The following is an 11,301-nucleotide window of genomic DNA, read 5'->3' on the forward strand; positions in this document are numbered from 1 at the left end:
TGAATTCAAGCCTGGGCCTGTGCCTTTTTTGGCCATTGCTCGGCATGAGCCAGCAAAACCAGGGCCTCGCGCACTTGTGTCGGCGTATTGCAAGACTGCGCAAAAGGCAACCAATGCAGGGCCTGGCCAATGCGCAGGTGCATACCTTCGGTGTCGATGCCCGCCAGTTGCGCCGGTTCGCCGGTCGGCAACCCGGCCAGTTCGACGTAATGGGCGATGGCCTTGGCGTGATCGCTGTTCATGTGCTCGACCATGCTCACCTCGGCCTTGCCGGCAAAGGGGTTGGCCAGGGTCAAGTCGTCAACCCAGTGAATCGCGCCGAACCCGCCGATGTAGCGATGGCGCACCGGTTTCAGTACCCAGAAGTCGAAATCATGGGCCCGGTGATAGTTCGCCGAGTCGGGGAAGTAGCGGTAATAACGTTCGGCGGCCGCTTCAATGGCGGCCGCGTCGTCGAGCTTCTGTGCCTCGCCCAGGTAGGTCAGGCGGCCGACAGCTTGTACGTCATCGGCGCCGCGCTCGCCCACCAGCAGCGAACACCTGGGGTCTTTTTGCAGGTTATGGGTGTGCTGGGCGATACGGCTGATAAGAATCAGCGGCCAGCCCTGCTCGTCCAGGCAGTAAGGCACCACCGAACCAAAGGGAAAACCAGGCATGGACTTGGAGTGCGTGGCCAATGCGCCACGGTATTCCTTGAGCAGCAATTCTCGGGCATGCTTGGCAGCTTCAACGCTCAACTTATGACTCCTTATATAGAAACCGTCGAAAACGGACGGGCGACCGGATAGCGGTTCCAGTGTCGCCAGCAGGGCAATTCTCATCTGCAGCCAAGCCGCACAGGCACGCAGGATGGCCCTGGATTAGGAAACCACTCAGACCTGCCAACGGGGCATGCGAATGCAACTCACTGACAAAGTAATCATTATCACCGGCGGTTGCCAGGGTTTGGGCCGGGCCATGGCCGAGTATTTCGCTGCCAAAGGCGCGAAGCTGGCCTTGGTGGATTTGAATCAGGCCAAACTCGATGACGCCGTCCAGGCGTGCCAGGCCGCCGGCGCCCAAGCCCGCGCCTACCTGTGCAACGTTGCCGACGAAGAACAGGTGGGCCACATGGTCGCTCAAGTCGCGGCGGATTTCGGTGCGATTCACGGTTTGATTAACAATGCCGGCATCCTGCGAGATGGCCTGCTGCTCAAGGTCAAGGACGGCGAAATGACCAAGATGAGCCTGGCCCAATGGCAAGCGGTGATCGACGTCAACCTGACCGGCGTGTTCCTGTGCACCCGGGAAGTGGCGGCGAAAATGGTCGAACTGAAGAACAGCGGCGCGATCATCAACATTTCGTCGATCTCCCGCGCCGGCAACGTCGGCCAGACCAACTACTCCGCGGCCAAGGCGGGCGTCGCCGCAGCCACCGTGACCTGGGCCAAGGAACTGGCACGCTACGGCATCCGTGTGGCCGGCATCGCACCGGGCTTTATCGAAACTGAAATGACCCTGGGCATGAAGCCCGAAGCCCTGGAGAAAATGACCTCGGGCATCCCCCTCAAGCGCATGGGCAAGCCCGATGAAATCGCCCATTCGGCGGCGTACATCTTCGAAAACGACTACTACACCGGGCGCATCCTGGAGTTGGATGGCGGCTTGCGCCTCTAGGCGCCGCCACATTCATGTGGGAGCGAACTCCCGCTCCCACAGGTTTGAATCTCAATCGTCGCTGATGGTGATGTTCGGCATCGCCGGCGATGCGGCTTCCTGCAGCACAATCCGCGCACCAACCTGGCGGGCCAGTTCCTGGTAGACCATGGCGATCTGGCTGTCCGGCTCGGCAATCACCGTCGGCTTGCCCGCATCGGCCTGCTCGCGGATCAGCATCGACAGCGGCAACGACGCCAACAGCTCAACGCCAAACTGCGTGGCCAGTTTCTCGCCACCACCCTCACCGAACAGATGCTCGGCATGCCCGCAATTGGAGCAGATGTGCACGGCCATGTTTTCCACCACGCCCAGTACCGGGATGTGGACCTTGCGGAACATTTCCACGCCTTTGCGCGCATCCAGCAGCGCCAGGTCCTGGGGGGTGGTGACGATTACCGCACCGGCCACCGGGACTTTCTGCGCCAGGGTCAGTTGGATATCGCCGGTGCCTGGCGGCATGTCGATCACCAGGTAGTCCAGGTCGCCCCAGGCGGTTTGCGTCACCAGTTGCAGCAACGCGCCGGAAACCATCGGCCCGCGCCACACCATGGGCGTGTTCTCATCGGTCAGGAAGGCCATGGACATCACTTCGACACCATGGGCCTCAATCGGCACAAACCACTTCTGGTCCTTGATTTTCGGGCGGGTGCCTTCGGCAATGCCGAACATGATGCCCTGGCTCGGGCCGTAAATATCGGCATCGAGAATGCCCACCCGGGCGCCCTCGCGGGCCAGGGCCAGGGCCAGGTTGGCGGCGGTGGTGGACTTGCCCACGCCGCCCTTGCCGGAGGCCACGGCCACCACGTTCTTCACGTTGGCTAGGCCCGGGATCTGCGCCTGCGCCTTGTGCGCGGCGATCACGCTGTTGACTTCGACCCGCGCCGTCAGCACGCCCTCGAGTTGTTCGATGGCCAACTGCAGCAACTGCGCCCAGCCACTCTTGAACAGGCCGGCGGCGTAGCCGATTTCGAGCTTGACGCTGACCCGGTCCCCCTCGATCTCGATGCTGCGTACACACCCGGCGCTGACCGGGTCCTGGTTCAGATAGGGGTCGGTGTATTGGCGAAGGACGGCTTCCACCGCTGCGCGATTGACGGCGCTCATGGGTTACTCCGATAGCGGGACAGGGAAAATCAGATGGCTATCCTACCCGTTTAAGCGCCATGGCGGACATGCCCGGGCGCCGCACCCGCCACGCAACGCCGCAGACAGGGTGAAAAAACTGCGCCGGCGCTTTATAGTGGCCGACCTCCGTTTCATCAAGTAGCCGAGCCCCATGTCCGAGCCACGCAAGATCCTCGTCACCAGCGCCCTGCCCTATGCCAATGGTTCCATCCACCTTGGCCACATGCTTGAGTACATCCAGACCGACATGTGGGTGCGCTTCCAGAAGCAACGCGGCAATCAATGCATCTACGTCTGCGCAGACGACGCCCACGGCTCGGCCATCATGTTGCGCGCGGAAAAAGAAGGCATCACCCCGGAACAACTGATCGCCAACGTGCAAGCCGAGCACAGCGGCGACTTCGCCGACTTCCTGGTGGACTTCGACAATTTCCACTCCACTCACGCCGAAGAAAACCGTGAGCTGTCGAGCCAGATCTACCTCAAGCTGCGTGATGCCGGGCACATTGCCACGCGCTCGATCACCCAGTATTTCGACCCGGAAAAGAAAATGTTCCTGGCCGACCGCTTCATCAAGGGCACCTGCCCCAAATGCGGCACCGAAGACCAGTACGGCGACAACTGCGAAAAATGCGGCGCCACTTACGCACCCACTGACCTCAAGGACCCGAAATCGGCGATTTCCGGCGCCACCCCGGTGCTCAGGGACTCCCAGCATTTCTTCTTCAAGCTGCCGGACTTCCAGGACATGCTGCAAGCCTGGACCCGCAGCGGCACCCTGCAGGAAGCCGTGGCCAACAAGCTCGCTGAGTGGCTCGACGCCGGCCTGCAGCAGTGGGACATCTCCCGCGATGCGCCGTACTTCGGTTTCGAGATCCCGGATGAGCCAGGCAAATACTTCTACGTGTGGCTGGACGCACCCATCGGCTACATGGCCAGCTTCAAGAACCTCTGCGCACGCCGCCCGGAGCTGGAGTTCGACGCGTTCTGGGGCAAGGACTCCACCGCCGAGCTGTATCACTTCATCGGCAAGGACATCGTCAACTTCCACGCGCTGTTCTGGCCCGCCATGCTCGAAGGCGCCGGCTACCGCAAGCCGACCGCGATCAACGTGCACGGCTACCTGACCGTCAACGGCCAGAAGATGTCCAAGTCCCGCGGCACCTTCATCAAGGCCCGAACCTACCTTGACCACCTCGCGCCGGAATACCTGCGCTACTACTACGCCTCCAAGCTGGGCCGTGGTGTGGACGACCTGGACCTGAACCTCGAAGACTTCGTGCAGAAGGTCAACTCCGACCTGGTGGGCAAGGTCGTCAACATCGCCAGCCGTTGCGCAGGTTTTATCCACAAGGGCAATGCCGGCGTGCTGGTGGCAGGCAATGCCGCGCCGGAACTGACCGAAGCCTTTCTTAGCGCTGCGCCAAGCATTGCCGAGGCCTATGAAGCCCGCGACTTTGCCCGCGCCATGCGCGAAACCATGGCCCTGGCCGACCGCGCCAACGCCTGGATCGCCGACAAAGCGCCGTGGTCGCTGAACAAACAGGAAGGCAAGCAGGATGAAGTCCAGGCCATCTGCGCGCTGGGCATCAACCTGTTCCGCCAACTGGTGATCTTCCTCAAACCTGTGCTGCCGCTGCTGGCCGCCGACGCCGAGGCGTTCCTCAACGTGCCGCCGCTGACCTGGGACGACCACACCACCTTGCTGAGCAACCATCAGCTCAACGAGTTCAAGCCGTTGATGACCCGCATCGACCCGGTAAAGGTTCAGGCGATGACCGATGCGTCCAAAGAAGACCTGGTCGCCAGCCAGACCGACACCGGCGCTGCCCCACAAGGCAACGGCGAACTGGCCAAAGACCCGCTGTCTGCCGAGATCGACTTCGACGCCTTTGCCGCCGTTGACCTGCGCGTGGCCCTGATCCTCAAGGCCGAAGCCGTGGAAGGCGCCGACAAACTGCTGCGCCTGACCCTGGACATCGGTGACGAGCAACGCAATGTGTTCTCGGGCATCAAGAGCGCTTACCCAGACCCGGCCAAGCTCGAAGGGCGCCTGACCATGATGATCGCCAACCTCAAGCCGCGCAAAATGCGCTTCGGCGTCTCTGAAGGCATGGTGATGGCTGCCGGCCCTGGCGGCGAAGAAATCTACCTGCTCAGCCCTGATAGCGGCGCCAAGCCAGGCCAGCGCATCAAGTAACGCACCGCGCAGGCCCGATCCCACGACCACTTGCCGGTGGCCGTGGGATTTTCTTATCTGGCCGGCCCTGCCCGCTTGCCCTAGGCTTGAGGCAATCCGCTCGCCCAACCCGGCACCACCATGACCGACCTCCTGTTCACGCTTGCCAGCGCTGCCCTGATTAACAACCTCATCCTGCATTGGCCGCTGGGCAGCGACACGCTGCTGGCCGACGCCGATCGCCTGCGCATCCATGCCCTAGGCCTGGCCACCACTTGCCTGATGCTGAGCAACGCCCTGCTCGGGCACCTGCTGTATGAATGGCTGCTGCACCCCCTGGGCCTGACCGGGTTGCGCCTGTTTGTCTGGCTGGCGTTGGCCGTCGGCCTGATCGGCCCGGTACTGAAGCTGCTGGCGCGGGTGTTACCACGGCTACCGCTTGCCGGGCTCTGGCCGCTGTTGCTGGGCAATGCGGCGATACTGGGCGCAGGTTTGCTGAGCAGCCAGGCAGAGCGCGGGCTCGGCGCAACACTGGCGCTGGGCCTGGGTGGCGGCTTGGGCTTTTGGCTGGTATTAAGCCTGTTCGATGATTTACGCCAGCGCACCCGCGACAACGATATCGCCCTGCCCTTTCGTGGCCTGCCGATCGAGCTGATTAGCGCCGGATTGATCGGCGTGGCGTTTCTCGGTTTTACCGGACTGTTCAACCCATGAGCCTGATTCAACGTATCGACGCCCTACTGCCGCAAACCCAATGCGGCAAATGCGGCCACCCCGGGTGCAAGCCCTACGCCGAAGGCATCGCCAAGGGCGAGGCCATCAACCGGTGCCCGCCGGGCGGCGCCGAAACCATCGCCGCCCTCGCCGAACTGCTCAAGGTGCCAGTACTGCAACTGGACCCGGAGCGTGGCAGCGCCCCGGCCCAGGTAGCGTACATCCGCGAGGCCGAGTGTATCGGTTGCACCAAGTGCATCCAGGCCTGCCCGGTGGACGCGATTGTCGGCGCCGCCAAGCTGATGCACACGGTCATCATCGACGAGTGCACCGGGTGCGACCTGTGCGTGGCGCCTTGCCCGGTGGACTGCATCGACCTGCTGCCGCTGCCCTTGACCACCGTAGTACCCATCGTCGGCGGGCTGGCCCACAGCCCGCAAGAGCAACAGGCCCGTAGCGCCAAGCGCAACCACGCACGCCGCCGCTTTGAACAACGCAACGCCCGTTTGCGCCGTGATGAAGAACGCAAGCAAGCCCGCGCCAAAGGTCCCGCCATCACGGCCGAAACGCCTGACAACCCGATACACGCCGCGATTGAACGGGTGCGCGCGCAAAAAGCCGTGGCCGCCGACGTCGCGTTGAAAAAAGCCAAGATCGACCTGGCCATGAGCCGCGCACAGTTGCACAAAACCCTGAAAGCCTTCGGCCACCCACCAACCTTCGAGCAACAGACCCAACTGAGGCTGCTGGCCCAACAATTCGAAGCCGCCGAACTGGCCCTGGCCCACATACAACCGGCCACGCCCGCCGCCCCTGCACCGCGGGACGTCGAACTGAAAAAAGCCAAGATCCAACTGGCCACCCGCCGTGCCGAACTGAAAAAAGCCCAGGCCGACGGCGCACCCGCCGAGCGCCTGCAAGCGTTGCGGGAAACTCTGGGCCAGGCCGAACATGCCCTGCACCAAGCCGAAGACCAGAATGACCGCCCCGCGCCGCAGTTGCAGCGCACCGAGAAACGCCCCATCGACAGCCACCTGCGCCAGTTGAAAACCGAACTGGCCTACGCCCGCGCCGCCCTGAACAAACTGCAACGCCAACCCGGCGTCTCTGCCGAGCAACTGGCCCAGGCCCAAGCGCGATTGACCCAAGCAGAACGCCAGGTGCAAGACCATGTTGCCCCGTGAAGCGGCTGACCCGCGCCTGCAGCACGCCATGAAGCGAGTGCTACTGGCGACCATCCCTGGGCTCGCGGTGCTGCTGTGGCTGTACGGCTGGGGGCTGGCGATCAACCTACTGCTGGCCGCATCCACCGCCGTGGCGGTCGAAGCGCTAATCCTGCGCCTACGGCGACGGGCGGTCATGCCTGCGCTGAGCGATGGCAGTGCCCTGGTCAGCGCCGCCCTGCTGGCAATCGCCCTACCGGCCTTCTGCCCGTGGTGGCTGACGGTCAGCGCCACCGCTTGCGCCTTATTGTTTGGCAAGCATCTGTACGGCGGCGTCGGCCAAAACCCGTTCAACCCGGCCATGTTGGGCTATGCCCTGGTGCTGGTGTGCTTCCCCCATGCCATGACGCAGTGGCCCGGGCTCGCCAGCGTGAGCTTACCGGTAGCAATGCAACAGGTGTTCGGCATCGATTTCGGTGCGCCGCTGGCCGATGCCTGGAGCCAGGCCACAGTGCTGGACAGCCTGCGTATCAACAACAGCCTGACGGTGGATGAATTGTTCGCCAGCAACCCGGCGTTCGGCCATTGGGGCGGCAAAGGCAGCGAATGGGCCAACCTTGGATTCCTGGCCGGTGGTGCGTTTTTGCTGCAACAACGGATCATCACCTGGCATGCGCCGGTGGGCCTGCTGGCAGGTTTGTTCGTCATGGGCCTGCTGTTCTGGAACGGCACAGGCTCGGACTCCAACGGCTCGCCGCTGTTTCATTGGCTCAGCGGCGCCACTGTGCTGGGCGCGTTTTTTATCGTCACCGAGCCAGTGTCGGGGCCGCGCACGGCCAAGGCCCGGCTGTGTTTCGGCGCAGGCGTCGGCATCCTCACCTACGTGATCCGCACCTGGGGCGGCTATCCCGATGGCCTGGCCTTCGCCGTGCTGCTGATGAACCTGGGCGTACCGGCTCTGGACCGGCTCTTTCCCGCCCCGGCGAGTGCCCCATGAGTCGCGCCCGGGGCGTACTGGTTCTGTTGCTGCTGGCGGGCTCGGGCATCGCGGCCACTGCGTGGCTGCAACGATTCGCCACCCCACTGATCGCCACCCAGCAAAAAGCCCTGCAAAGCCAGAAAATACTTTCGCTCCTGCTCCCAGGCAGCTACGACAATCAGCCCCTCGACCAACCGCTGGCACTGGCCGAACCGCAACTGGCCACCAGTCGGCTGCTGGCCGGGTATCGAGCGACCCGGGCCGCACGACCCAGCGCGATCCTTTTGCACAGCCAGGTCCAGGGTTACGGCGGCCCGATCCAGCTGCTGATCGCCATCGGCGCGAACGGCAAATTGCTGGCCATCAAACCCCTGGCCCACAACGAGAGCCCAGGGCTTGGCGCGCAGATTGCGCTGACGCCCAACCCCTGGCTGGCGAGCTTCGCCGGCAAATCCCTTGGCAACCCGGCCGAGCCGGCCTGGGCCCTGAAGAAAGACAACGGCCAGTTCGACCAATTGGCCGGCGCCACCCTCACCTCCCGGGCCACCGTCAGCGCCGTGCATGACGCATTGCGCTACTTCGACGAGCACAGAGCCCAACTGCTTGGCGAGGGCGCCCATGACTAACGCCGTGACGCTGCGCAACAGCCTGCTCCTGGCGCCACTGCTAGGCGTTACTGGCAGCCTGGTCAATGCCCTCAGCTGGGGGCTGATGCTGCTGACAGTCGTCGTGGCCTATGCCGTAGCAATGAGAGGGCTACGCCCACGCTTGACAGAAAGCCTGCGCCTGCCCGCCAGCGTCGTTCTCGCAGCCACTTTCACCGGTTGTGCCGACTTGGCCTTGCAACTGCACAGTTTGCCTCTACATCACAGCCTGGGGTTTTACCCTGGGTTGATCGGGTTGCAATGCGTGGTGTTGGAGATGAACGGTTTCTTCATCCACGATACCTTGCGCCATAGGCTGCGCCTGTTGGGGCTGTCCGCCTGCTTGCTACTCCTCCTGGGCGCGGTGCGCGAACTGCTCGGCAGCGGCTCGCTGGGCAATCACTGGGGGTGGCTTGCTGGATCGATCGACGACTGCGGGGCGCTGTGGATCTGGGTAACGGCCGCCAGCCCCCATCTACTTGCGCTCACACCCGGCAGTTTCATCCTACTGGGGCTGCTCATCGCGGCCAGACAAGCCTGGGCTCGACGCGCGCGCCCTGACCGTCTAGACAAGGAATCCGACTACCCATGAATGCCGCAAAACGCCTGGAAATTTTCCGTCGATTCCACGAAGACAATCCGCAACCCAAAACCGAACTGGCCTACTCATCAGCGTTTGAGTTGCTAATTGCGGTAATCCTGTCTGCCCAATCCACCGATGTGGGCGTCAACAAAGCCACTGCCAAGCTGTTCCCGGTGGCCAACACCCCAGCCGCTATTCATGCCCTGGGGATCGAAGGGCTGTCGCACTACATCAAGACCATCGGCCTCTACAACAGCAAGGCCAAGAACGTCATCGAAACCTGCCGGTTGCTGGTCGAGCACCATGGCGGGGAAGTGCCCCAAACCCGTGAAGAGCTGGAGGCGCTCCCCGGCGTCGGCCGCAAGACCGCGAATGTAGTGCTCAACACCGCATTTCGCCAGTTGACCATGGCCGTCGATACCCACATCTTCCGCGTCAGCAACCGCACCGGCCTGGCGCCGGGCAAGAACGTGGTGGAAGTGGAAAAACAACTGATGAAATTCGTGCCCAAACAGTACCTGCTGGACTCGCACCATTGGCTGATCCTGCACGGGCGCTACGTGTGCCAGGCACGCAAGCCCCGCTGTGGTAGTTGCCGAATCGAAGACCTGTGCGAATACAAGGAAAAAAACTCGGACGATTGAGCTGCCATAGAGTTAGCTTATCAATCGATTGAAAAAATCTTTTTTACCCGCCAGCGGATTGTCGCTATAAGGGGCGCCAACGGCAGCCCAAGCTTGGAGTTAACCGATGAGCGCTGGTAAAGAACAACCCGACATAGACGACGACTTCACCGCCACCGAAGTAGAAGATGCCGAACCCGTGGTAGAGGTCGCCAAGACCAACCTCAGCAAGCGCCGCACCATCGACAATCTTCTCGAAGAACGGCGTCTACAAAGGCAACTTGCGGATTACGACTTTGATCTCTAAACCTTAAAAGCCTCCCAAAGTGGAGGCTTTTTGTTAACTGCGCAGCACCTTCAGCACCGTCTTCGTTTCAACCCCAACGTCCCGCCGCCACTCCCCCCCTGGCGCACAACTGTCAGTGCCTGAGCAGTCACTTCAAGCTGATAACACGAACCCTACCGAACAACCGGTGCAGGTCGCGCGCTCTTACCTGGCCTCAAACCAGACCATTACGTTGCGCCAACTCAATCAGATCAACCAGGGAACGAGCATTGAGCTTGAGCAACAAGCGGGTTTTGTAAGTGCTAACGGTCTTGTTGCTGAGGAACATCCCGTCGGCGATTTCCTTGTTGGTTTTCCCACGGGCCAGTTGTTGCAACACCATCATTTCTCGCCCCGACAAGCGATCGACCATATCGGCCTCACTGGCATTGCCAAGGCTCGAACGCACCGTGTGCAAGGCCTGGTTGGGGAAATAGCTATAGCCGGAAAGCACGGCCTTAATGGCGCTGAGCAGCTCCGTCAAGTCCTGCTGCTTGCAGACATAGCCCGCGGCTCCGGCCTGCATGCACCGCATGGAGAAATGTCCGGGAGCCTGGGAGGTGAGTACCAACACCTTGAAAGGCATTGCAGTGGAGGTAAGTCGCGCAATAACTTCCAAGCCATCGAGCTTGGGTATGCCGATATCCAGGATAACAATATCGGGCATATGCTCGCGGGCAAGTTGCAATGCATCAACGCCATTATCCGTTTCCGCAATGACTTCATAGCCATGGCGCTCCATCAGCATGCGTACAGCAAGACGTATGACGGGATGATCATCCACGATCAGCACTTTATTCATGGGCAAGTCCAATTTTCGCTGTTCGAATTTTTAGAGTCAGCACAATAGCCTAGTCATTTACCCCTTGGGATGGCCTACCCCCCGGCCACTAACAGCCAGAGACCTTCCCTACAAGCATCACGGATTTGGACTACAAAAAAACATTAAAAATGGTGTGTCTTTAAATTAAATCGCGGGTATTCAGGCCTGCGTTACACGCTACTTTGTATCAGTTAGAGTCAAGCATCGGTCGTGAATCAGTCCGATCACAACACCCGCCAAATTACTTTTTGTTCCAGAGTATTAACAAAGTCGGCATAGTCATAAAAAATTCATATTTTCTGTACCGACAGAAAAACAGGGCGGTTGCAGGATCTGAGTGCAACACGGTTATTGAATTGAAGCGGGAGCATCATGCCGCATCACCACGGCTTCTTGCATCACTTCGCCCATCACCTCGATCGGGCATTTGAAGTCGAAGCGTTTG

Annotated in this window: 12 protein-coding genes; 9 read left to right on the top strand and 3 right to left on the bottom strand. The window is 61.4% G+C overall.

Annotated features, from left to right (window positions below; all coding sequences use genetic code 11):
* Positions 1-5 precede the first annotated feature (5 nt).
* Entirely contained in the window at positions 6-737 is a 732-nt protein-coding gene (locus AC19YR_RS13340; protein WP_500598781.1) for a HugZ family pyridoxamine 5'-phosphate oxidase, read from the bottom strand.
* Between the two features lie 160 nt (positions 738-897).
* Here AC19YR_RS13340 and AC19YR_RS13345 point away from each other — a divergent pair, with 160 nt between their 5' ends.
* Positions 898-1,656 carry an SDR family oxidoreductase gene (locus AC19YR_RS13345; protein WP_095106480.1) on the top strand — a complete coding sequence of 253 codons (759 nt, stop codon included), beginning with the start codon at positions 898-900 and terminating at the stop codon, positions 1,654-1,656.
* Positions 1,657-1,707: 51 nt separating this feature from the next.
* Here the strand turns inward: AC19YR_RS13345 and apbC are convergent, their stop codons facing one another.
* The gene (gene apbC / locus AC19YR_RS13350) at positions 1,708-2,802 is read right to left on the bottom strand and encodes an iron-sulfur cluster carrier protein ApbC (protein ID WP_095106479.1); all 1,095 of its coding nucleotides are present in this window, start codon (positions 2,800-2,802) and stop codon (positions 1,708-1,710) included.
* A gap of 172 nt (positions 2,803-2,974) precedes the next feature.
* On the opposite strand from apbC, the gene metG reads away from it, so the two are divergent.
* The 8 genes from metG (at position 2,975) to AC19YR_RS13390 (ending at position 10,015) form a co-directional block, all read left to right on the top strand.
* Positions 2,975-5,023 carry a methionine--tRNA ligase gene (gene metG / locus AC19YR_RS13355; protein WP_095106477.1) on the top strand — a complete coding sequence of 683 codons (2,049 nt, stop codon included), beginning with the start codon at positions 2,975-2,977 and terminating at the stop codon, positions 5,021-5,023.
* Between the two features lie 120 nt (positions 5,024-5,143).
* Complete coding sequence (locus AC19YR_RS13360) at positions 5,144-5,716, top strand: Rnf-Nqr domain containing protein (protein ID WP_500598783.1); 573 nt, start codon at positions 5,144-5,146, stop codon at positions 5,714-5,716.
* Entirely contained in the window at positions 5,713-6,900 is a 1,188-nt protein-coding gene (gene rsxB / locus AC19YR_RS13365) for an electron transport complex subunit RsxB (protein ID WP_095106473.1), read from the top strand. The genes AC19YR_RS13360 and rsxB overlap by 4 nt, the downstream gene beginning before the upstream one ends.
* Complete coding sequence (locus AC19YR_RS13370) at positions 6,887-7,876, top strand: RnfABCDGE type electron transport complex subunit D (RefSeq protein ID WP_095106471.1); 990 nt, start codon at positions 6,887-6,889, stop codon at positions 7,874-7,876. Before rsxB ends, AC19YR_RS13370 begins: the two co-directional genes overlap by 14 nt.
* Positions 7,873-8,484 (top strand): RnfABCDGE type electron transport complex subunit G, encoded by a 612-nt coding sequence (locus AC19YR_RS13375; RefSeq protein ID WP_095106469.1) that lies wholly within the window; start codon positions 7,873-7,875, stop codon positions 8,482-8,484. The genes AC19YR_RS13370 and AC19YR_RS13375 overlap by 4 nt, the downstream gene beginning before the upstream one ends.
* A complete protein-coding gene (locus tag AC19YR_RS13380) occupies positions 8,477-9,094 on the top strand; it encodes an Rnf-Nqr domain containing protein (RefSeq protein WP_500598785.1) in 618 nt (205 codons plus the stop codon). Before AC19YR_RS13375 ends, AC19YR_RS13380 begins: the two co-directional genes overlap by 8 nt.
* Positions 9,091-9,729 carry an endonuclease III gene (gene nth / locus AC19YR_RS13385; RefSeq protein ID WP_095106465.1) on the top strand — a complete coding sequence of 213 codons (639 nt, stop codon included), beginning with the start codon at positions 9,091-9,093 and terminating at the stop codon, positions 9,727-9,729. The genes AC19YR_RS13380 and nth overlap by 4 nt, the downstream gene beginning before the upstream one ends.
* A gap of 106 nt (positions 9,730-9,835) precedes the next feature.
* Positions 9,836-10,015: a PA3496 family putative envelope integrity protein gene (locus AC19YR_RS13390; protein WP_095106462.1), complete on the top strand. Its 180-nt coding sequence runs from the start codon at positions 9,836-9,838 to the stop codon at positions 10,013-10,015.
* A gap of 193 nt (positions 10,016-10,208) precedes the next feature.
* Here AC19YR_RS13390 and AC19YR_RS13395 read toward each other — a convergent pair whose 3' ends face one another.
* Positions 10,209-10,835, bottom strand: a complete 627-nt coding sequence (locus AC19YR_RS13395) for a response regulator transcription factor (RefSeq protein WP_095106459.1) — start codon at positions 10,833-10,835, stop codon at positions 10,209-10,211.
* Positions 10,836-11,301: the final 466 nt, after the last annotated feature.

The sequence above is a fragment of the Pseudomonas sp. MF08817 genome (assembly GCF_059862705.1).